Raw genomic sequence first — 21,038 nt, 5'->3', positions numbered from 1 at the left:
GACGCGCGTCGCGTAATGCCATCAACCCGGCCGTCGTTCCCCGGCAGGCGACCCTACCGCGCCTTCTGCCTGCCGATATCGAACCGGCGCAGCATCACGACGTTCGCTCGCGCGAGCGCCTCGCCGATCTCGATGACGAGCTCCTCCACAAGGCTTCCGTATTCCTTGCGCCGATCCTCGCGCTCGCGAGCCGGCAGGTTGTCGACATGAGCAAGCGTCTCCTCGGCTGCCGCGAGATCCTCGCACATGCCGCGAAACGCCTCGCTGCTGTCGTACAGCCGCCGCATCTTGCCGGTCTGATCAGGGAAATGCACCTCCGCCACCGATAAGGCGGAAACTTGCAATGGACTGCTTCCTCTCCAGCTCATGGTCACCTCAGCCCTTCGTGCCAAGTAAACGAGACCATTATATCCGAGCGCTTTCGCGCGCCGACGTAAGATACACGAACCTACAGGCCCTGAAGACGCTGCAATTCCGCTCGCGATATTCTGAAATCCTTCATCGGGCTTGGCACGCCACAGGGCGGCCGATCCGCGTGATCCGATAGATGTTACGTGATGCTACGGGCATCCGGCGGCGCGCGGGTCTAGTCTTTTTTCGTGCTCGTCACGGCCGCTGCATCCGCGTTCGGCCGCGCATCACCGAGCCGAAAGGAAGAGCCGTGTTTCTCGACTATTTTGCGCTGGGCGTGCTGTTCTTCGTCGTGATCACGCTGTTCTACGCCGTGATCGCCATCCACGACATTCCGCACCTGATCGCCAAGGCGCGAAATCATCCGCATCAGGATGCGATTCATGTCGCCGGCTGGGTCAGTCTCTTCACGCTGCACGCCATATGGCCGTTCCTGTTCATCTGGGCGACGCTCTACCGGGAGGACCGCGGCTGGGGCATCCGCACCGATGGCAAGCTCTCGCCCCCCGCCGAAGCCAATGCTGAAATCGCCCGCCTGCACGGCCGCATAGCCGAGCTCGAGGCACAGGCATCGGAGAAGGAAACCGCCTGATGGACCTGCTTCTCATCCTCACCTATGCCGCGCTCTGCTACGCGATCTTCAGGATCTTCCGTATTCCGGTGAACCAGTGGACGCTCGCAACCGCCGTGCTCGGCGGCATCTTCCTGATCTCCACGCTGTTGCTGCTGATGAGCTACAATCATCCCTACACCAGCGATGCCCGAATCTACTTCACCTCCGCGCCCGTCATCCCCACGGTCGGCGGCCAGGTGGTCGAGGTGCCGGTGACGCCCAATGTACCGCTGAAGAAGGGCGACGTTCTCTTCCGCATCGATCCGCGCCCCTATCAGTTCACGGTCGACCAGAAGACGGCGGCGCTTGCCGAGGCCAAGCAGACTGTGCTGCAGCTGAAAGCCGCCCTCGATGCCGCCAATGCGGCCGTCGTCGGCGCCGAAGCCTCCAGGGACCGTTCGCTGCAGGCCTTCGAGAAATTCCAGGCATCGAACGAGAACGCCAAGTCGAGCGGCCGCGGCGCCGTCTATTCCGAACTCGAGGTCGAGAACCGCAGGGGCATCTACCTGACGGCGGAGGCCGCCGTCGACACCGCCCGCGCTCAGGCCACACAGGCGAAACTGGCCTATGAATCGGAGATAAACGGCACCAACCCCACCGTCGCCCGCCTTCAGGCAGAACTCGCCAACGCCCAATACGATCTCGACCAGACGACGGTCCGCGCGCCCAGTGACGGCTACGTCACGCAGGTCTTCCTGCGCCCGGGAATGATGGCCAACCCGCTTCCGCTGCGGCCGGTCATGGTGTTCATCAACAGCGAGGACCGCATGCTGGGCGCGGCATTCATCCAGAACTCGCTGCAGCGCGTCAACGTCGGCGACGATGCCGAAGTCGCCTTCAAGGCGGTGCCCGGCAAGATCTTCAAGGCGCGCGTCGATGCGATCATCGACGTGATGGCGCAGGGCCAGCTGCAGCCCTCGGGCGCGCTGATCGACCCACAATCACCCGAACGCGCGGCACCCGGCCAGACGATCGCCAGCATAGAGATCCTGGAAAACACCGAGGGCTACCAGCTACCTGGCGGTGTGGTCGCCGAAGTGGCCGTCTACACCCATCACTGGCACCACGTCGCGGTATTGAGAAAGGTGCTGCTGCGGATGAGCAGCTGGATGAACTACGTGTTCCTGGAGCACTGAGGGGAGAAGGCCGGTCCCGTCCTTCGGGCGGGGCCGGCACGAACATGGGGAAAGCCCATGACGGAGCGATAAGGAGCCCGCGGTGATAGGCAGTCTTCCGATGTTGCGAGGCCTGAGCGGTTTCAGCAGGGATTGGCTGAGGAGCGACATCCCGGCCGGCCTGTCGATTGCGGCCGTCGGTCTGCCGAGCGCGATCGCCTATCCCGCCATCGCCGGCCTCCCCCCGGAAACTGGAATTTATGCCAGCATCGTCGCGCCGATCGCCTACGCCATCTTCGGTCCCTCGCGGCTCTTGGTCGTGGGCCCGGATGCGGCCACCATGACCGTGCTCGCGGCGGCGATGGGAGCGATTGCCGCGGCCTATCCTGTTGGTGCGCCGGTCGATCGCGTCGCCATCGCATCGGCGCTGGCGCTGGGCGTCGGCCTCTGCTGCATCGCAGCCAAGCTGCTGCGCCTCGGCGTTCTCGCAAGCTTCCTATCACGTCCCATCCTTGTCGGATTTTTCGCGGGCGTATCGCTGTCGATCCTCATCGGCCAGATCGGCCGCTTCACAGGCGTGAAGATTGAATCCGAAGGGCTCGTCCCGCCGCTGGTCGAGATCGCCGGCAAGAGCGGCCTGATCCACTGGCCCTCGCTTCTTCTCGGCCTTGTGATGTTCGCGCTGCTGTGGCTCGTCCGCGCCTTCCAGCTCAAGATCCCGGGACCTGTGCTGGTCGTCGTCCTCTCGGTGGTGCTCTCGGCGATCTTCGATTTTAGGGGACGCGGCATCGCCGTCGTCGGCGATATCCCGAGCGGTCTGCCGAGCTTCTCGCTGCCAGCCCTGCACCAGATGCCGCTCGACAAGATCATACTCGGCTCGGCCGCGATATTCCTCGTCAGCTTCGGCGCCGGGATCGTCGCGGCGCGCAGCTTCGGTTCGCGAACCGGCGAGGAGGTCGATGCCAACCAGGAGCTGATCGGGCTCGGCGCCGCCAATATCGCGCCGGGTCTTTTCGGCTCCTTCCCGATCAGCGTTTCGGATTCCCGCACGGCGATCAACCTCTCGACCGGCGGCGTATCGCAGGCGGCGGGCCTCGTCTCGGCGGCGACGCTGATCGCAGCGCTCGTCTTCCTGCACAGCGCGCTGCGCATCCTTCCGATCCCTGCGCTGGCCGCGATCCTGGCGATGGCGGCGATCAGCCTCATCGACGTCCATGAACTCCGCAAGATCTGGCGCATCAGCCGCATGGAGTTCGTCTTCGCGCTGATCGCCATGTGGGGCGCCATCAGCTTCGGCGTGCTCAACGGCGTCATCGTCGCGGTTGCCGCGACACTCGTCTATCTGCTGCGCCAGACGATGTTCCCGCGCGACGGCCTGCTTGGCCGGATCGAAGGCCGGCACGGTTTCTTCGATCTCGCCCGCCATCCGGAAGCTCGCCCGGTCGACGGCGCCGCCGTCTTCGCCATCCAGGGCAGCATCCTCTTCTACAATGCCGATTACATCAGAACCCGCCTGACCTCGGTCACGAAGAACCTTCCCGCCGAGACCCGATGCCTGGTGCTCGACGCCAGCGCCATCACCCATATCGACAGCACCGGCGCCACCGCGCTCGAGACCGTGGCCGAGATCCTCGCCAAGCGCAACATCACCTTCGCCATCGCCGACCTCAGCGAGGAAAGCCGCGGCATTCTCGGTCGCGCCGGGGTCATCGAGACAATCGGTGCCGGAAATATCTTCAACGGCCGGGAAGAGGCCCTGCGGGCCCTGATCGGAGACATCGATCGGACAGGCACGGCATCGGCAACCGGCACGGTTTGAAAGCAGGAGGGAAAACCATGGAAGAGATACTGGAAACCAAGGGTCACGATCAGGAACCATCAGCCAACGGCAAGACCGGCAAGAAGAAAAAGAAATCCTGGGACTACGAGAAGGAGATCGGCCGCCTGCAGGTGGAACTGGCCCATCTTCAGGCATGGGTGAAGAAATCCGGCGCGCGCATCGTCATCGTCTTCGAGGGCCGCGACGCCGCCGGCAAGGGCGGCATGATCAAGCGCATCACCGAAAAAGTCAGCCCGCGCGTCTTTCGCGTGATCGCGCTGCCCGCCCCGACCGACCGCGAGAAGTCGCAGATCTACATGCAGCGCTACATCAACTACATGCCGGCCGCCGGCGAGATCGTGATTTTCGACCGCAGCTGGTACAACCGCGCCGGCGTCGATCGCGTCATGGGCTTCTGCAACGAGAAGAAGGTGCAGCGCTTCCTGGAACTCGCGCCCCGCTTCGAGGCGGCCATCGTAGAGAGCGGCGTGACGCTGCTCAAATACTTCCTGACGGTCAGCGAGGAAGAGCAGGAACGCCGCTTCAGGCGCCGTATCGACGACCCCGTGCGGCAGTGGAAGCTGAGCCCGATGGACGTCGAATCCTACCAGCGCTGGTGGGATTACACCCGCGCCTATGACGAGATGCTGCGGATGACCGACAGCAATCACGCCCCGTGGTGGATCGTCCCGTCCGACGACAAGAAGCGCGCCCGGATCAACTGCATCGCGCACATCCTGCAGTCCATCCCCTACGAGCGCGTGAAATTCGAGGCGCCCGATCTCGGCAAGCGCCAGAAGAAGCCCTCGGGCTTCGTGGAGGACCGCAGCATCCGCCGCATGGTGCCCGATACGGTGCCCTGAATGCGGGCCGAATGACCACCGCGGGAGGGGATGCGACAATGGACGAGGTGAACGACGGCGTGCAGGGGACCAGGGACGGCGGGCAGATTTCGATCGAGGCGCGCGTCAGCGATCTGGTCCGGCTGGGCATCATCGCGCTCTTCACCTATTGGACCCTGCTGCTCATCGCGCCCTTCGCGCTGATCGTCGTCTGGTCGGCCATTCTCGCGGTGGCCCTCTTCCCGATGTTCGCCGCGCTCTCACGCCTGCTCGGCAACCGGCCGGTCATCGCCGCGACGGTTATCGTCGTCGCCTGCCTGGTGCTCATCATAGCGCCGCTGGCGCTCGTCGCCGTCAATTTCGCCGAGGCCGTGGAACTGATGGTCGGCAAGCTGAAATCGGAAAGCTTCACCCTGCCGGCTGCTCCTCCCGGCATTCGCGAATGGCCCTTCGTCGGCGAGAAGATCTTTACCGTATGGAACCAGGTCACCGGCGACCTCGCCTCAACCATCATCAAGTTCCAGCAGCCTATTCTGCATGTGGCGGGAGCAACCATCGCCAAACTCGCCTCGATCGGCGGCGGCGTCTTGAGCTTCGTCGTGTCGGTCATATTGTCGGGCTTCTTCCTCACCATGTCCGAACGGCTCGCCGCCACCATCCAGGTGCTCGCCAAACGCGTCGGCGGCGACAGGGGCGTCGGCTTCGCGCGGCTGGCGGGAACGACCGTGCGCAATGTCTCGCGCGGCGTGATCGGCGTCGCCTTCCTGCAGACACTGCTGTGCGCAGTCTGCTTCGCGCTCTTCGACATCCCGGCACGCGGCGCGCTGACCTTCGTCGTCTTCATCCTCTGCGTCATTCAGCTGGGCCCCGGTCTCGTGCTCGTCCCGGTGATGATCTGGGGATGGTTCGCCTGGCCCGCCTCCACCGCCCTGATCTTCACCATCCTTGCGGTGCCGGTCATGGTGGTGGACAACGTGCTGAAGCCGATCCTGATGGCGAAGGGACTGGCGACGCCGATGGTTGTGATCCTGATCGGCGTCATCGGCGGCACGCTGTCATACGGGTTGCTCGGACTTTTTCTCGGCCCGATCGTACTCAGCGTCTTCTATGAACTACTGCGCGCCTGGGCTTGGCAACCGCAGGTCCCGTCGCCTTCCTGATCCATGGAAGGTGCCACGTTACCGCACGACCTGCCCGGCGCAATAGAGCATCACCTCCTGCTCTATGTCACGACAGAGCTCGGAATACTCCCTAATCAGCGCATCCTGCTTCGGCACCTGCTGTCTGAAACGGTCAAGCGCATCGGCCGCCAGCGCGTAGGATTCGAACATCTCGGCAAGCGCTTCGGTCGGCTCCTCAGCCAGAACCTGCCGGATACCGGGAAGCCTGAGCATCAGCCTCCGCCGTCCGTGTTCTCGCGTCATCTCACATCTCCGCATTCTTATGAGCCTCATACGAAGTCCCGCAGCTGCTGGATTGTTCCGGGCGGCGATCGTTAAAAATTCCCGGGCGGCGGCGCGCCTACAGATGTTACGCGATACTACAGCCCCGGCGCGTCGCGCCATGCTAACGTTGCGGCGCAACGAGAGGGCGAGGCAGCGAAACTTGCTGTTCATGCCGCCGGAAGGAGAGCGCGCCATGACGAATGACCTTACCGTGCACATCATCGATGACGAGGAAATGCCCCGGCGTTCGCTGACGCTGCTGCTCGTATCCGCCGGCTTCGCGGTCCGCGCGCACAAGGCGATTTCGGCGTTTCTTGACCAGCTGCCGCTATCGGGCAGGGCATGCCTGATCGTGGATGTGAGGATGGCTCGCATGGACGACCTGGAATTACTGGAGCAGCTGCGCGCGCTGAACGCCGATATCCCGGCCATCCTCTTAAGCGGCGATGGCGATGTGGAAATGGCCGTCCGCGCCATGAAGGCGGGCGCGGCGGATTTCATCAAGCGCCCATGCGAGGACAAGATCCTGATCGCCGCCGTCAACCGCGCCGCTGCCCAGACCCTGTCCACCGGACCCGCGCCCGTGACGACGGAACGGGTGACCAACCGGATGCGGCAGCTGACCCATCGCGAGCATCAGGTCCTGACGGCGGTTATCGAGGGGCTTCAGAACAAGATGATCGCCTTCAACCTCGGCATCAGTTCGCGCACCGTCGAGGTTCACCGCGCCAACGTGATGGCCAAGATGGAGGCTCGCAATCTCGCCGAACTGATGCGGATGGTGATGGCGACGGGCAACGCCGGCTCCGCGCTCCCGGGCGGCTCCCTCTCTTCGTCCGCAAGGGCCTGGCTACCGTAAGCTGCACTTAACAAACTCATTGAAACCATCATTCGTTGTGCGGTAGTATCCATTAGGACTGACTAAATAATATTTGCGTGATCGTGCCGAGGGCATCATGAGTATCGCAAGGGCTGAGCAGTCGGGGAGGCAGGAGCCGAAAAGCGAGGACATTCTCCAACAGATGGAGAAGATACTCGCCAGTGATGAGTTTCACGCGCCCGAGCGCGGAAGGCAGTTCTTCCGCTTCGTGGTGACGGAGACCCTTTGCGGTCGCTCCCAGTTCCTGAAGGCGTTCACCATCGCCAACGAGATTTTCGGCAGGGAAACCTCGTTTGACGCGCAGAACGATCCCGTTGTGAGGATCGAGGCGGGCCGCATCCGAAGGGGGCTTGAGCGCTACTATCTCGTGGCCGGCCACGCCGACGCCGTCATCATCACCATACCCAAGGGCGGCTACGTCCCGCATTTCGAATACGCGCCGGCACAGCCCCTGCCCGGCGCACGGCCCGCTCCCGTCGACCCGTCGCCGGGCCGCCAGCTGCCGAGCCGGCTACCGGTTTCGGGCCTCGCCATGGCAGGCGCGGCGGTCCTGATCATCGCGCTCGCTGTCTGGGGCGCCTTGGCAACGGGCCTTTTCGGCCGGCTGGCGAACCCGGGCAATCAGGCCGTCGCCGCGCCGCCGGATCCGATCGTCGTCGTCGACACCTTCCAGTTCGACGGTTCCGATAATGACGCATCCGACATCGCCCAGGGACTGCGCGACGAGGTGATCGGCCAGCTTGCGAAATTCGACGACATCGTCGTGGTGGCCGACGCCTCCAAGGCAAATTACCGGAGTGCATCGGGCTATACGCTCCAGGGCAATATCCAGCGCGACGGCGACAGGTTGCGGGCGATTTCCAGGCTCGTCCGGCGCTCGGACGCCACGGTGATATGGGCGAACAATTACGACGCGGATCTCGGCGCCAAGAGCATTCTGCAGACTCAGGCGGATATTGGTCAGGATATCGCCATTGCCGTCGCCCAGCCCTATGGAGCGATCTTCGTCAGCGACACCGACGAGATCGCCCGCCCGTTGTCGAACGAGGAGGGCGGAGCCTATGACTGCATGCTCGCCTATTACAGCTACCGGCGGACGATGGATCTCGTGACACACAAGGCCGCTCGTGATTGCCTTCGGCAGGCGACGGAGCGCTTCCCGCGCAGCGCGACCTCCTGGGCCCTGCTCTCGCTGGTCTATCTCGACGAGATGCGGTTCCGCTACAAGCTCGGCGCCCCGCCCTCCGCCGACGCACAGCGCCTCGCAGCCGATGCCGCCTCGCGCGCAACGGCGATCGACCCCAACAATATACGTGCCCTGCAGGCGGTGATGCTGGTCAGCTTCTTCGCCAACGACCTCGACACGGCGTTGAAGGCGGGCGCCGCGGCCTATGCCCGCAATGCCAACGACACAGAAGTCGCGGGAGAATACGGCCTGCGTCTGGCCATGTCGGGCGACTGGCAATCGGGCTGCGAACTGATCTCGGCGGCGGTAAACAAGAATGCCGGTCCAAAGGGCTATTACGAGGTCGGAATGGCGCTGTGCGCCCAGATGCGCGGCAATCTGCAGGCCGCCGAACTCTGGTCGCGCATGTCCGACCTGGAATATAATCCGATGCACCGCCTCGTGCTGATGTCGATCCTGGGCGCCGAGGGCAAGACGGCCGAGGCGCTGCAGCAGCGGGACTGGCTGAACGCCCACGCTCCTGCCTTGATGAAGGACATCCCGAGCCAGGTCGCCCTCCGCCTCCAGCGCAAGCAGGATCAGGACCTGTTCCTGAGCGGATTGCGGGTGCTTGGCGTTGCGACCGATCCGCCGGCGCGGCCCAGCGCCGGCTGATGCCGGGTCCGGCGGTTCTTTTCAGCCGCCCTTCTTCAGGACATCGGAAATCTCGCGGCTGATTGCCGTGCAGAGCCTGTCCTGCGCATCGAGCATCTTGCCGCCGGCAGCGTCCTGATCGAACCGCTTCGCCCACACGACCGTTCCATCGGCACTTTTGACCAGGCGGACCTGGACATGCACGCTCTCTTCCTCGAAGGCGATATTGCCCTGCAGGTTGAAGACGACTCCCACAGGTCGAGCCGAAACGCTTGCCACCGGCGCAAGCACCACGATCCCGTCAAGCTTGGCCAGTCGCGATATCAGCTGGTCGTTCAGACCCCGCGCCATCTCCGCGCCACCCGGCCGCGCCCCGAGGACGCTGAGCGGCTCGACGGCGATCCTTGTCTCGGTCGTGCGTTCGACCGTTGCCGACGGTGTCTGGGTCGATGTCGGCGAGGCGCCGAGATAATACTCGAGCGGCCGGATGAGAGCGAGGATCGCAATTGCCCCGAACACGGCCGGTACCCCCACCGGCACGAGCAGATCGCGATAGCGCAACGGACGATCACCGCCTTGGGCGGATTGCCGCCCGCCTGCGGCAACCGCACCCGGCGCGGCGACGCCCGCCGGCGCGCGCCGTTCGAAGCTCGGCGCATAATGTCCCTTCGGTATGGTGATGATAACGGGATCATTGCCGCCGCAGACCAGATAGTAGCGCTCCAGTGCGCGACGGATCCGCCCCGCCTCGATCCGCACGACCGGATCGCTCTGCGCGTCGAAGGCAGCACCGCGCGCGAACACGGCGCGCGCGATGGCATGGGCGTTGAGCGCATCGGCGCGCCCTTGAAGGGCCTCTTCCACGACATAGCGCAGGAACTGCCGCCCGCGATCGGGCGCGTGGAATTCGCCGCTCCGAAGGATACGGTCAAGCTGTTCGCGGACAGTGTCGCGATCCGGCAGAGGACCGCGGCTCTCGCCGTCATTCGATACCATCGATCCCTCCCGACACACGACCGGTCGTCCTAGAGCAATTCCGGACGGAAAACCGCGTCGCACTTTTCCTGGAATGCTCTGGCAGGAGCCCTCGCGTTATACCGCGCGCGCGGGAAGACAACTTCCGTAACACTACGTAAGGAGCACGTCGAATGCGCTGTTGCCGCGTGGAATTGGTTGCTTCGGCATTTTGCTCTAGTCTAGGCTCGACGCGAATGCGCGATGCGGAGGACATCATGAGTAGAGTTCGAGTGGCAGCCTTTTCCCTTTCCGCCGATGGTTTCGGCGCCGGTCCCGACCAATCCCTGCAGAATCCGTTGGGCAAGCGCGGGACCGAATTGCATGAGTGGTTTTTCCCGACCCGAACCTTTCGCACCATGATCGGCAAGAACGATGGCTCGACGGATGTCGATGAACGCTTCGCGTCCGCCGGTAACACCGGCTTCGGCGCCTTCATCCTCGGCCGCAACATGTTCGGGCCGGTCAGGGGTGCGTGGCCCAACGAGGATTGGAAAGGCTGGTGGGGCGACAACCCGCCCTATCACAGACCAACCTTCGTCCTCACCCACCACGCACGCGACCCGATCGTCATGGAGGGCGGCACGACCTTCCATTTCGTCACCGAAGGCATCGAGGAAGCATTACGGCGGGCGAAGGAAGCCGCCGGCGACGCCGACGTCAAGATCGGCGGCGGCGTCAGCACCGTGCGCCAGTATCTTCTGGCCGGGCTCATCGACGAGATGCATTTCGCCATCTCTCCCGTCGTCCTCGGCAAGGGCGAGGCGATGTTCAAGGACATCGACCTTCCCGCCCTCGGCTTTTCCGTCGTCGATGCCGTCACGACCGAGAAGGCGATGCACCTCACCCTGAGAAAATCGCCGGCATCCTGACGCAGCGAGGGCTCGCCGATCATCATCACCGGGCTGCAAGGCATTCCCGAGGATCGGCTCAACCGGCTGCGGCTGCCTTCTGCAAGGCGTCACGCAGCACCTGCTCCTTGGTTTCGTCGAGGGAGGTCTTGAGCACGATGCCGCCAAAAGGCGAAATCTCTTTCAGCACCTTGTCGGCGGTCATCTCCTGGATCAGCACGAACAAGGCCGCGTTGCCGGGCTGGAGATTGTTTGCCAGCTCCTTCATGAAGGCATCGTTGATGCCGACATCGGTCAAGGCGCCGCCGATCGCCCCGGATGCGGCGCCGACGGCGACGCCAAGAAGCGGATTGAGAAACAGCACGCCGATGAGAAGTCCCCAGAAGCTGCCGGATGCCGCGCCCGCGGCCGTCGTGTTGACCATCTGGTTCAACTTGATCTTGCCGGCCTCGGTCTTCGTGGCGATGACGGCATCGCCCATTTTGATCAGATATTCCTTCTGCAACGAGAACAAGCGCTGACGCACGTCCTCGGCCTTGGCTTCGGTCGGGTAAACAATTGCGATCAGATCAGACATGATTACTCCTCCCATTGAAAGGACCCGGGCAGGCCCGCCAGGCGCAAATCATAGCCCGGAACATATCGAAGGAATTAGCGGGGAATCCCGTAGCTTGGCATTCCGTCTCTTTCTTGCGCAGTCCCTGTCGGTCTTCATCGGCGCGCTCCTGCGCCGCGCGAGACCTGCCCTTCATCGCGCGGCGGATTGAGGTCCGGTTTCGTGGCCCGAGGGTGCCCCGAGGATATCCGCTATCCAGGTCGTGCCGGGAAACTGAGCGCAGAAGGTCAGTATGGCAATCGTGATCGGCACGCCGATGAAGGCGCCGAACACGCCCCATATGAACGACCAGAAGAAGACTGAAAACAGCACCAGGAAGGGCGACATCGCAAGCGCATATCCCGCGGCGCGTGGTTCGATATAGCTTCCGATCACGAACTGTATGACGTTGAGGCCGGCAAAGACGAGTATGGCGGCTTCCGGCGATCCGAATTGCGCCAGTGCATAGACGCTCGGCAGCAGTGTCGCGACGAACGGCCCCATGAAGGGAATGTAGTTGAGTGCAAAGGCAATTACCCCCCATTCGGCGGCGAAGCGCAGTCCGAAAGCCGCGGAAAGCCCCCAGACCAGGCCGCCGGTGATGAGGCTCATCACGGTGCGGACGAACATGTATCGCCGCAACTTGGCCGCCGTCAGCGACGCGCCGCCGATAACGGCCGATGCGGCTTCCTCCCTGACCGCCCGACGGATATTCCGCGCGACCGTATCGGTATCGAGCAGCCCCAGAAGCACATAGACGACGACGACAATCCAGAACGAGATCGTCGTATTGAGGCGGGATGTCACGCCTTGCAGCATTCTTATGAGCCAGCCGACGTTGAAATGCTCGGCCCACACCCCGGCGACCATGATGCCATGCCCCTCAAGCCACGCGACGAGGGTTCCGTACAGCAGTTGAAAGCGGGCGGCATCGGCGACGACGGACCGCCCGATGCGTCCGAAGGCCCATGCGCCGATCGATGCGAGAGCAAGGAAGACGAAGACGATGACCGTGACCACCAGGGCAAGCGCCAGCAGCTTTGGCAGGACGCGCTGGAGATTTCTCTGCAGCGGCCAGACGAGCGCGATGATGAAAAGCGCGCCGGCCACCGGCGCGAACACGCCGGCAGCGAGCTGCAAGGCGCATACCGAGGCGATCGCCGCGATGATGACGAGCGGGACGACCGTCCTGTGACTACTCATCCGTCAACGCACCTCCTGTGTACCGTCATTTTGAATGGGTGTTCCATCGACGGCATCGGCCCCTTCCGGATATAACCGCGAAGTTCGCCGGCCGGACAAGCGGCGGCTTGTCCCAAAACCATGCGCAATGTCTCTATCGACCGCACTGCCCGAAGCATCCGAGGCTTTCGGCCGCGGCGTTTTCCGGCTCCGAACCGCGGGTCAGAATGGCCAGATCAATGGGACCAGGAAGACTGCCACGATGAAGAACCACGCCATCAGCGGCGTGCCGAGCTTCCAGTAATCGCCGAACTGGTAACCGCCCGGCCCCATGACCATCATGTTGGTCGTCGTGGCGATCGGTGTCATGAAGGAGGCCGAGCCGGCGACGCAGATGCTCATCAGCACCGGCTGCGGTTCGATATGCATGGCGGCGGCGGCGGCCATCGCGATCGGGATGACCAGCATCGTCGTCGCGGTGTTGCTCATCACCTGGCCCAGGAAGGCGGTGAGCAGGAAAAGCCCCGCCACAAGCGCGGTCGGCCCGGCCGTGCCAACCGCCGACACGAGTTTGTCCGCTATGAACTGTGCCGTGCCAGATGCCATCATCGCCGTCGAGATCGGCATCATCGCCCCGACCAGAATGACCGTCGTCCAGTGAACCGCGCGGCCCGCCTGCTCGACGCTGATAACCCGTGCGGCAACCAGCACGCATGCGGATAGGGCACCGGCCACGGCGGGCGGCACGATGTTGAAGGCCAGCATGACCACCAGACCGGCGAGCGTGGCCACCGCCACCCCTGCTCCCGGCCCCATGGGAACCGCCTGCCGGCGAACGAGATCGGGCGAATCGACCACCAGCACATCCGGATCGTCGAGGCGCAGGTCCAGGGCTTCCCAACTGCCCTCGAGAAGGATCGTATCCCCCGCCTCGAGCTCCGGCCTGGCATAGTCGATCTCCTCGCCTCTGCGATGCACGGCCAGCACGATCAGGTCGCCGCTTTCCGTGGCGATCCCCGGGAACATCGGGCGCCCGATGAGGCCGGAGCGCGGAGGGATCATGACCTCCGCCAGTCCCGACCGGCGGTTGAACACCGGATTTCCTCCCTCCAGCGACGCATCGTCACGAACGGCCAGATGAAGCCGGCCCGCCGCCTCGGCCACCGCCGACGCGGCGCCGCGCACCAAGAGGTAGTCGTCCTGCGTGATCGCTCTTCCACGCACCGGCAGGCCCGAAGCGGAAGCCTGAACCGCCATCAGTTGCAGATCGGTTCCAGATCCGAGATCGATGTCGTCCGCCGCCATCCCGATCAGCGGAGAGCGGCTCCGTATCCGCAATCGAAAAAGACCGTCGCGCAGGCCATAGTGTTCGACAAGGGTTTGGGCATGCTGGCTGAAATCCGCTGGCAGCTTTACGTCGCTGCGACGGGGCAGCAGATGCTTGCCGAAAAGAAGGACGATGAGGACGGTTCCCGCGAGGAGCGGCACACCCACATAGGCGAACTCGGTAAAGCCGAAGCCTTCGCGACCGGAATCCTCCAACGCCTCCGAGACGAGGAAATTCTTCGGCGATCCGGTCAGCAGAAGGTTTGCCCCGGCATGGGCGGAGAAGGCCAGCGGCATCAACAGCTGCCCGGGGGATTGGCCGAGACGAACCGCCGCCAGCACCGCGACGGGCATCAATGCCGCGACGGCGCCGCTTCCGCTGACCAGCGATGTCAGGCAGCCGACGGCGAGCATCAGGATAAGCAGCAGCCTGATGCGGTTGTTCTCGCCCGCCCGGGCGATGAGGACCTGCCCGCACCACGCGGTCACGCCTGTTCTTTCAAGCGCGGCGCTCACGATGAAAAGGCTGGCAATGAACAGCACCGCGCGATCGCCAAAGCCGGCGAAGGCCTCTTCAAGGGTAACGAGGCCCGCGGCCCAGAGCGAAAGCGCGGCCGCGCAGGCGACCGCGATGACGGGCAATCTGTTCCATGCGAAAAGAACGATGGTCGCGGCGATGATAAGACCCGTGCTCTGTATTGCCGTCAAAAACATCTCCCCGATCACAAGTCCGACCGCCGAAAAACCTCGAAATTCCAATCCCTTCCAGCAACCCTGCCTGCTGTCGGCACAGGCCGCGTGGTTGGGCACGTTAACAATCGCCGCTGGATTAATAATGAGCCGCAGGTCCCAAAATTGAGCTGGCCGTCCCATTCTCGGCTCGGCGGGAATGCGCGAATTCAGCGGCTTGCGCGCCACTCCGGGACAGGCTGCGTAGCTTCGGGACGCTCGGCCCATGACTTCTCCGATTGCCCGGCCCATCATCACCGCGGGGTTCCGAATGTTCTGGCAACCGACAGTGTATTCGAACCATTTCAAGTGTTGGGTTCTCGAAGGGGACGGCAGGATTGAGCCCGGTAGCCCTCGTCGCAATGATCATCGCCGCCGCGGTCGTTCTTTTCGTCTGGAACAGGCTGCCCCCTGTTGTCGTCGCCATGCTGACCTGCCTGTCCTTGTGGGCGTCGGGCATACTCGACATCGACCAGACGCTCGCGGGCTTCGGCGACCCGGCGGTCATCTTCATCGCGACGCTTTACGTGGTCGCTTCCGCGCTCGAGGTCACGGGCATTACCGCCTGGGCGGGAAGACGCCTTCTCTGGGGAGCGGGCAAGGGTGATCGCACCCGGTTCCTGATTGCCATGATGGGCCTCGTGGCCCTGCTTACAATGCTCGTCGGGGCCACCGGTGCCGTGGCGGCTTTCCTGCCGGTCGTCGTTATCGCTTCGACCCGACTGCGGCGACACTCCTCGCAGTTCCTCCTCCCGCTCGTCTTTGCCGCCCACGCCGGTTCCATGCTGGCGCTGACAGCCACGCCCGTAAACGTGCTTGTCTCAGACGCGGGCAGCGACGCCGGCGCAGGCGGTTTCGGCGTCTTCGAGTTTGCCATCGCGGGCATTCCGCTTCTTCTCGGGACCATGCTGATCATTATCCTGTTCAGCGGGCGGCTGCTGCCGCGGCGGGATGGGCGCGCCATACCCGCGGACTTCAGCCGCCATGCCCGGACGCTGGTGGAGCAGTATGGCGTGGGAAGCGATTTGCACCGCCTGCGCATTCGCGCGTCGTCGCCCTGCGTGGGCGGGACGTCATCGGCCATCGACCTGCTGCGCTACGACGGAATTCGGCTGCTGGGGGTGCAGGAGGGCGATACGGCCAGGCCGCTTCGACGACCGTGCATGGCGGAGGGCGATCACCTTCTCCTGGGCGGAGATCCCGATATGGCGGCGCGCTTTGCAGCGGACCTGCACTTGTCCTTCCGTGAGAACCGGCAAAACGCCGGCGATATCCTCTTCAATCACCAGTCGGGTTTGGCGGAGGTCGCCATACCACCCCGATCCGCCTTGGTCGGGCAGACCGTCTTTCCCGGCATGACGACCGAGAGCGGCGACCTCATCATTCTCGCGGTCCATCGGGCCGGCAGGTCCGTCGATCAGATCCAGGCCGATGCGGCGCCGGCCGCGACGCCGCTCGAGGCGGGAGATACGATGTTGCTCCAGGGGAGCTGGGAAGCACTGGACATCCGGCTGAGCGACCCGGATGTCCTTATCGTCAGCTCGCCGGAGCTCGTGCGCAGACAAGCCGTCCCGATGGGAAAAGCAGCAAAGCAGGTCGCTGCGATCCTGCTCGTGATGATCATTCTGCTCGCAACCGGCATCGTCCCTCCGGCGGTCGCGGGTATGCTTGCCGCGGGCGCCATCATCCTCTCGGGAATTCTGACGGCGGAGCAGGCTTACAGGGCGATCGGATGGAGCACCATCGTCCTTATCGCCGCGATGAAGCCGCTCGCCACGGCGATGCTGGAAACCGGCGCCGCGCAGGTCGTGTCGAAGCAGCTTCTCGCGTTCGTGGGCGACAGTAGCCCCACCGCACTTCTGGCCGGACTGTTTCTGCTCACCGCCCTGCTGGGCCAGCTTATCAGCAGCATGACAACCGCCCTGATCATGATTCCGATAGGCGTCGCCGCCGCGACGGGCATGGGCATTTCGCCCCGGCCGGTGTTGATGACGACGGCAATCGCCACGGCGGCCGCCTTCCTGACGCCGATCGCCTCGCCCGCCAACGCGATGGTCATGGGACCGGGCGGCTATGCTTTCGGCGACTACTGGAGGCTCGGCCTGCCGCTTTTTGCCTGGTTCTTCGTCATTTCCGTCTTCGTCGTTCCGCTTGTCTGGTCCTTCTAGGCCGATCGAACGCGCAGTCAGGGAAACAGTGCGTCGATGCCATCGGGAAGCGTGGAAGAGCGGTGGACAAGACATAACCGAGTTTCAACGAAACCAGGAGGAAAGACCCATGCTGCGGACAGGAAGTAAGTATCGCCACCTTGTCCACGATGCCGGTTGCGGCTGCTCGAATCCGGATCTGCAGAGAGCGTCCCTTCGATTGGAAGCCCTCTCCCGGCGCGGCGTTCTTTCCGGGCTGGCCGCGACTGCTTTCGCCGGCATGCTTCCCGCGCAGGGCGTCGCCGAGACAATGGCGGGACAAGGACCTACCCTGCTCACCAATGCCCGCCTCTTCGACAGCCGGGCCGGCAAGGCGGTTGACAATGCCCAGGTGCTGGTGGACGGCGGCCGGATCACGGATGTCGATCTAGCCCGCTCGCCGCCGCCCGAGCGCGCCACCGTTGTCGATTGCCGGGCCGGCATGATCATTCCCGGCCTGATCGATGCGCACTGGCACACCATCTTCGCCGCGGTGCCGCTCAATCAGCTCCTCGGTGGCGATCCGGGCATCGTTTTCGCCGCATCCACCGCGGAAGCCGAACGCACCCTGATGCGCGGCTTCACGACGGTTCGCGATCTTGGCGGTCCTGTCTTCTCGTTCAAGCAGGCGATCGATACGGGCCTTATTCCCGGGCCGCGGATCTATCCTTCCGGCGCCATGATCACCACATCGGGCGGACACGGCGACATGCGCCTTCCAAACGAGATCCCGAGGGACGGCGGCCGGCTGAGCAGCAGCGAACTCTTCGGAGGCGCTGCCATCGTCGACGGCATAGACGCCTTGCAGCTTCGCATACGCGAACAGCTTCTGCAGGGTGCCTCACAGGTCAAGATCGTCGGCAGCGGCGGTGTTTCGTCGCCCCGCAGCCCGCTCGACATGATCACGTTCAGCGAGGAGGAGCTGCGCGCGGCCGTCGCCGTCGCGGCGGACTGGAACACCTACATAGTACTCCATGCCTACACGGACCGCGCCGTTCAACGCGCCCTGCGCGCGGGAGTGACCTGTATCGAGCATGCCCATCTGATCGATGAAGAGACGGCGATCATGATCGCCGAAAAAGGCGCATGGCTGAGCACCCAGCCCTTCTTGACAATGGCGGACGCGGCCTCTCAAACGGGACCGGGCGTGGAACGCGCGCAACAGATCTTCCTGGGCACCCCGACGCTATACCAGTATGCGCGCAAGCACGGCATCAAGACCGCCTGGGGCTCCGACGTGCTCTTTTCTCCGGAACTCGGGCCGCGGCAGAACATCATGCTGACCCATCTCAGCAACTGGTACCAGAACGCCGAGGTGCTGCAGATGGCTACATCAGGGAACGCCCAGCTGCTGGAGCTTTCCAACATGCGAAATCCCTATCCCGGCAAGCTTGGCGTCATCGAGAAAGGCTCGTTCGCCGACCTTGTCGTCGTGGGCGGCAATCCTGTCGACGATCTCTCCCTGCTCGAGGATCCCGAGAAGAATTTCAAGCTGATCATGAAGGACGGGCGGGTGCACAAGAACATCCTCTCATAATCCCGGATTCCGCGTCGCCCCCGATCCCAATCGGGAAAGCCGGCAACTAAGCATCTTTTCTTTGCAAATTGCTAGTTGTATTAGTGAGTTCTGAAAGCGCCTTACCTTCGTCGTACGGTCGTAATTGCATCTGCGGGACAATCGCCGTCCCGCAAGCGACCGGAACGCAGCATCGACACTGCTATTTCATGCTCGGTTGTTCTTGAGTTTCAAGGAAGATATCATGAATGCATGGGTGGAATGTGGGCATAGGTCATCTCCGCTGGTCGCGGACACCCCCCTGAAAAGCGCGATCGAGTGTGACACGGCGCGGGTGAATGCCGCGCAACGCTTCGAATTTTTCCAGGAGTGGCATTCGGATATCATGGACGTTACCCTGACGCAGGGTGAAACGGTAACATTCGAAGCCCGGGAGAAAATCTGGCGGATCGCAGATATCGCATTCGCCTCGATCGATTGCCCTACCACGCATTCGCTGCACTGGGAGCACAAGAAGAAGCCCGCCGTCGACAATTGGGTCGTTACCGTCAAGGATAGCGGCGCCTGCAGTTCGACGAACGATCCTCCCCGGCGCCGGCTCCGCATCGCCAATCTCGCGGCGCGCAGCGCCTGCGAAAGCGAAGGCAGCCTGATTGCGCTTTTTCTGCCTTACGGCGCGGTTGATGCGCCTCTCTATCCGGAAATCGCCGACGATGCGGCCGAGTTCCTCGCGGATTACCTGGTCCTGCTTCATCGGAATCTGGCGCATCTGAAACTGAGCAACGTCCCAAGGATCGCCGAAGCCACCACCCATATGCTTGCAGCCGCGCTTTCACCGTCCTGCGAAAAACTGGTGCAGGCACAGGCGCCGATCGATGCCGTCATCACGACGCGTGCCATTCGCATGATCGACACCAAGGTCGCGGACGCGGATCTGAGCCCCGAATCTTTGTGCAGGGCTATCGGCGTGTCCCGTTCGCGTCTCTACCGGATTTTCGAGCGCGCGGGCGGCATCTCGAACTACATCCGTCGCAGGCGCTTGCTGAAGACACGCCGCATGCTGGCCGATGCCACCAACACACAATCGATCTCCCAGATCGCCGAAGGCTCCGGCTTCACCGACCCGTCGAGCTACAGCCGGATGTTCAAGCGCGAGTTCGGCCTGTCGCCGAAGGAGGCAAGGGCAATGGGCTGGGAGGGAATTCAGCATCCCGCCTCGCCGGGCATCAATGAGATCGACGGCGTCAGCACGCTGAATACGCTGCTGATGAACAATTCGCTCGGCTTGTAGCTCGCTCGCGAAAGCACTGCGGCACCTTCGCCTTTTCTTTGCAGCAGCGCACGAATTCGACCTCGTGCAAACAGTTCAAAGGGTAAGAGTGACATCATGCAGCACAGCGCACCGGTGGCCGAAGACAATGTTGGGCAGGCACCGCTGAAATGCGTTGTCGACATCGACACGTCGACCGCTCCGCCCGCCGAACAGTTCGATCTTTACCGATCCTGGAACGCCAGTCTGGTCGATATTACCTTGCTGCGCGACAAGTACGATGCCTTCCCGGCCCGTCAGAGAGTGTGGCGGTTGGGGCCCCTCGCGCTACTGTCGCTGGACTATCGTGGCAACGGCTACCGGCGGCGATGGAGCAACAGGAAGGATCCGGTCTTCGATCACTGGATCATGAGCGTCCCACTCAAGCTGCTGCCCGACGGAAGAACGACCGATCTCGGACAATTTCACTGGCATTCGCTTGCGGCGCCTTACGACGCGGAAGGCGAGGACGACGGCACGCTTGCGCTCATCCTGCCGCGCGACTTCGCCTTCTCTCAGCGTTTCGACCTTGCGGTGCGCCCTGAAATGGCCCCCATGATCATCGATTACATCCAGCTTCTGCATCAGTCGCTGCCGCAGCGCACGGAGCGGAACGTAGAACATATCGCCACGGCCACCACCTCTCTGCTGATGGCGTGCATCGCACCATCGCGCGATCATCTCGTCGAGGCGGACGAACCGGTCAATGCCGTGATCATGGCACGCGCGAAAAGGATCATCTCCGCCCAGCTCGCCGATCGCGACCTTTCGCCGGAAAAGCTGTGCCGTGATCTGAACGTCTCGCGGTCCCGGCTCTACCGGATTTTCGAGCCCTGCGGCGGGATTTTCAACTTCATCCGGCGTCAACGCCTGCTGCGCACCAGGGACATCCTTGCCGACAACAGGGAAAGGCGATCCATCTCCCTGATCGCGGAGGAATGGGGCTTCATGGATCCTTCGACATACAGCCGCACCTTCCGGCGCGAATTCGGCGTGACCCCCAAGGAAGCCCGCGAGGTCGGCCGGCGGCTCGGTCTTGAACTGTCGTCGTTCTCCGGCGGCGATATGAATGGCAACGGTCCGCCGTCGCTGAACGCGGTCCTGGCCAATCATTGTGTCATGCCACATGCCTGATCCGGAGTCTCTCGCCGGATGTCGCAACCGCAACGCCATTCCCGCGCGCTGCGCGGTCGCCGAAATATCCTGTGCAGTTCATCCTGACTTTGTCCACGGCATCCATTTCTGACCGGATGAGGATAAAACCCGCGGTTTGCGGACTGTTTTCGCTTTCCGGCCTGCGCCGCACGGAAATATGCTCCGGAGGCTGCGCTCGCAGGCAGGCGACAGTCCGCCGCTGCGCCAGTGGCTATTGGCGTTTTCGGAGTA

At 63.4% G+C, this 21,038-nt stretch carries 18 protein-coding genes; 12 read left to right on the top strand and 6 right to left on the bottom strand.

The features are described from left to right. Positions 1 to 53: 53 nt before the first annotated feature. Positions 54 to 344, bottom strand: a complete 291-nt coding sequence (locus QTL95_RS06880) for a hypothetical protein (RefSeq protein ID WP_336622275.1) — start codon at positions 342 to 344, stop codon at positions 54 to 56. 317 nt (positions 345 to 661) lie between these two features. Between QTL95_RS06880 and QTL95_RS06875 the strand changes: the two genes are divergently transcribed. The 5 genes from QTL95_RS06875 to QTL95_RS06855 all read left to right on the top strand — a co-directional run bounded on the left by QTL95_RS06875 (position 662) and on the right by QTL95_RS06855 (position 5,960). Beyond that, positions 662 to 1,003, top strand: a complete 342-nt coding sequence (locus tag QTL95_RS06875; protein ID WP_289719239.1) for a DUF3302 domain-containing protein — start codon at positions 662 to 664, stop codon at positions 1,001 to 1,003. After that, on the top strand, positions 1,003 to 2,160 hold the full coding sequence (locus QTL95_RS06870) for an HlyD family secretion protein (RefSeq protein WP_289719238.1): 1,158 nt from the start codon (positions 1,003 to 1,005) through the stop codon (positions 2,158 to 2,160). The genes QTL95_RS06875 and QTL95_RS06870 overlap by 1 nt, the downstream gene beginning before the upstream one ends. 82 nt (positions 2,161 to 2,242) lie before the next feature. Next, entirely contained in the window at positions 2,243 to 3,958 is a 1,716-nt protein-coding gene (locus QTL95_RS06865) for a SulP family inorganic anion transporter (RefSeq protein ID WP_289719237.1), read from the top strand. A 17-nt stretch (positions 3,959 to 3,975) separates the two neighbouring features. Next, positions 3,976 to 4,821, top strand: a complete 846-nt coding sequence (gene ppk2, locus QTL95_RS06860) for a polyphosphate kinase 2 (RefSeq protein WP_289719236.1) — start codon at positions 3,976 to 3,978, stop codon at positions 4,819 to 4,821. Positions 4,822 to 4,859: 38 nt separating this feature from the next. Next, entirely contained in the window at positions 4,860 to 5,960 is a 1,101-nt protein-coding gene (locus QTL95_RS06855) for an AI-2E family transporter (RefSeq protein ID WP_289719235.1), read from the top strand. Between the two features lie 18 nt (positions 5,961 to 5,978). Here the strand turns inward: QTL95_RS06855 and QTL95_RS06850 are convergent, their stop codons facing one another. Further along, positions 5,979 to 6,224: a hypothetical protein gene (locus tag QTL95_RS06850; RefSeq protein ID WP_289719234.1), complete on the bottom strand. Its 246-nt coding sequence runs from the start codon at positions 6,222 to 6,224 to the stop codon at positions 5,979 to 5,981. A gap of 214 nt (positions 6,225 to 6,438) precedes the next feature. Between QTL95_RS06850 and QTL95_RS06845 the strand changes: the two genes are divergently transcribed. Continuing rightward, entirely contained in the window at positions 6,439 to 7,104 is a 666-nt protein-coding gene (locus QTL95_RS06845; protein WP_289719233.1) for a response regulator transcription factor, read from the top strand. A gap of 97 nt (positions 7,105 to 7,201) precedes the next feature. Beyond that, on the top strand, positions 7,202 to 8,965 hold the full coding sequence (locus QTL95_RS06840) for a hypothetical protein (RefSeq protein WP_289719232.1): 1,764 nt from the start codon (positions 7,202 to 7,204) through the stop codon (positions 8,963 to 8,965). A gap of 21 nt (positions 8,966 to 8,986) precedes the next feature. On the opposite strand, the gene QTL95_RS06835 is transcribed toward QTL95_RS06840, so the two are convergent. Then, positions 8,987 to 9,940 (bottom strand): hypothetical protein, encoded by a 954-nt coding sequence (locus tag QTL95_RS06835; protein WP_289719231.1) that lies wholly within the window; start codon positions 9,938 to 9,940, stop codon positions 8,987 to 8,989. Between the two features lie 236 nt (positions 9,941 to 10,176). On the opposite strand from QTL95_RS06835, the gene QTL95_RS06830 reads away from it, so the two are divergent. Further along, entirely contained in the window at positions 10,177 to 10,830 is a 654-nt protein-coding gene (locus QTL95_RS06830; protein WP_289719230.1) for a dihydrofolate reductase family protein, read from the top strand. Positions 10,831 to 10,888: 58 nt separating this feature from the next. Here the strand turns inward: QTL95_RS06830 and QTL95_RS06825 are convergent, their stop codons facing one another. The 3 genes from QTL95_RS06825 to QTL95_RS06815 form a co-directional block, all read right to left on the bottom strand. Then, the gene (locus QTL95_RS06825) at positions 10,889 to 11,386 is read right to left on the bottom strand and encodes a DUF1269 domain-containing protein (RefSeq protein WP_289719229.1); all 498 of its coding nucleotides are present in this window, start codon (positions 11,384 to 11,386) and stop codon (positions 10,889 to 10,891) included. 171 nt (positions 11,387 to 11,557) lie between these two features. Beyond that, positions 11,558 to 12,607: an AI-2E family transporter gene (locus QTL95_RS06820; protein ID WP_289719228.1), complete on the bottom strand. Its 1,050-nt coding sequence runs from the start codon at positions 12,605 to 12,607 to the stop codon at positions 11,558 to 11,560. Positions 12,608 to 12,808: 201 nt separating this feature from the next. After that, a complete protein-coding gene (locus QTL95_RS06815) occupies positions 12,809 to 14,620 on the bottom strand; it encodes an SLC13 family permease (RefSeq protein ID WP_442981265.1) in 1,812 nt (603 codons plus the stop codon). Between the two features lie 359 nt (positions 14,621 to 14,979). On the opposite strand from QTL95_RS06815, the gene QTL95_RS06810 reads away from it, so the two are divergent. The 4 genes from QTL95_RS06810 (at position 14,980) to QTL95_RS06795 (ending at position 20,786) form a co-directional block, all read left to right on the top strand. After that, entirely contained in the window at positions 14,980 to 16,809 is a 1,830-nt protein-coding gene (locus QTL95_RS06810; RefSeq protein WP_289719226.1) for an SLC13 family permease, read from the top strand. 109 nt (positions 16,810 to 16,918) lie between these two features. Continuing rightward, complete coding sequence (locus QTL95_RS06805; RefSeq protein WP_289719225.1) at positions 16,919 to 18,364, top strand: metal-dependent hydrolase family protein; 1,446 nt, start codon at positions 16,919 to 16,921, stop codon at positions 18,362 to 18,364. Between the two features lie 364 nt (positions 18,365 to 18,728). Then, positions 18,729 to 19,634, top strand: coding sequence for a helix-turn-helix domain-containing protein (locus QTL95_RS06800; protein ID WP_289719224.1), 906 nt, complete (start codon positions 18,729 to 18,731; stop codon positions 19,632 to 19,634). 96 nt (positions 19,635 to 19,730) lie between these two features. Beyond that, a complete protein-coding gene (locus tag QTL95_RS06795; protein WP_289719223.1) occupies positions 19,731 to 20,786 on the top strand; it encodes a helix-turn-helix domain-containing protein in 1,056 nt (351 codons plus the stop codon). The last annotated feature ends 252 nt before the right edge of the window (positions 20,787 to 21,038 follow it).

The organism is Rhizobium sp. S152 (assembly GCF_030380735.1).
Taxonomy (GTDB): domain Bacteria; phylum Pseudomonadota; class Alphaproteobacteria; order Rhizobiales; family Rhizobiaceae; genus Rhizobium.
This window is presented reverse-complemented; position numbering and strand designations above follow the sequence as displayed.

What these genes read in the sequence shown, in the direction of transcription:
- QTL95_RS06870 (WP_289719238.1), top strand. Translation starts at nt 1,003, where the DNA reads ATGGACCTGCTTCTCATCCTCACCTATGCCGCGCTCTGCTACGCGATC.
- ppk2 (WP_289719236.1), top strand. Translation starts at nt 3,976, where the DNA reads ATGGAAGAGATACTGGAAACCAAGGGTCACGATCAGGAACCATCAGCC.
- QTL95_RS06855 (WP_289719235.1), top strand. Translation starts at nt 4,860, where the DNA reads ATGGACGAGGTGAACGACGGCGTGCAGGGGACCAGGGACGGCGGGCAG.
- QTL95_RS06850 (WP_289719234.1), bottom strand. Translation starts at nt 6,224, where the DNA reads ATGACGCGAGAACACGGACGGCGGAGGCTGATGCTCAGGCTTCCCGGT.
- QTL95_RS06845 (WP_289719233.1), top strand. Translation starts at nt 6,439, where the DNA reads ATGACGAATGACCTTACCGTGCACATCATCGATGACGAGGAAATGCCC.
- QTL95_RS06840 (WP_289719232.1), top strand. Translation starts at nt 7,202, where the DNA reads ATGAGTATCGCAAGGGCTGAGCAGTCGGGGAGGCAGGAGCCGAAAAGC.
- QTL95_RS06835 (WP_289719231.1), bottom strand. Translation starts at nt 9,940, where the DNA reads ATGGTATCGAATGACGGCGAGAGCCGCGGTCCTCTGCCGGATCGCGAC.
- QTL95_RS06830 (WP_289719230.1), top strand. Translation starts at nt 10,177, where the DNA reads ATGAGTAGAGTTCGAGTGGCAGCCTTTTCCCTTTCCGCCGATGGTTTC.
- QTL95_RS06825 (WP_289719229.1), bottom strand. Translation starts at nt 11,386, where the DNA reads ATGTCTGATCTGATCGCAATTGTTTACCCGACCGAAGCCAAGGCCGAG.
- QTL95_RS06820 (WP_289719228.1), bottom strand. Translation starts at nt 12,607, where the DNA reads ATGAGTAGTCACAGGACGGTCGTCCCGCTCGTCATCATCGCGGCGATC.
- QTL95_RS06805 (WP_289719225.1), top strand. Translation starts at nt 16,919, where the DNA reads ATGCTGCGGACAGGAAGTAAGTATCGCCACCTTGTCCACGATGCCGGT.
- QTL95_RS06800 (WP_289719224.1), top strand. Translation starts at nt 18,729, where the DNA reads ATGGACGTTACCCTGACGCAGGGTGAAACGGTAACATTCGAAGCCCGG.
- QTL95_RS06795 (WP_289719223.1), top strand. Translation starts at nt 19,731, where the DNA reads ATGCAGCACAGCGCACCGGTGGCCGAAGACAATGTTGGGCAGGCACCG.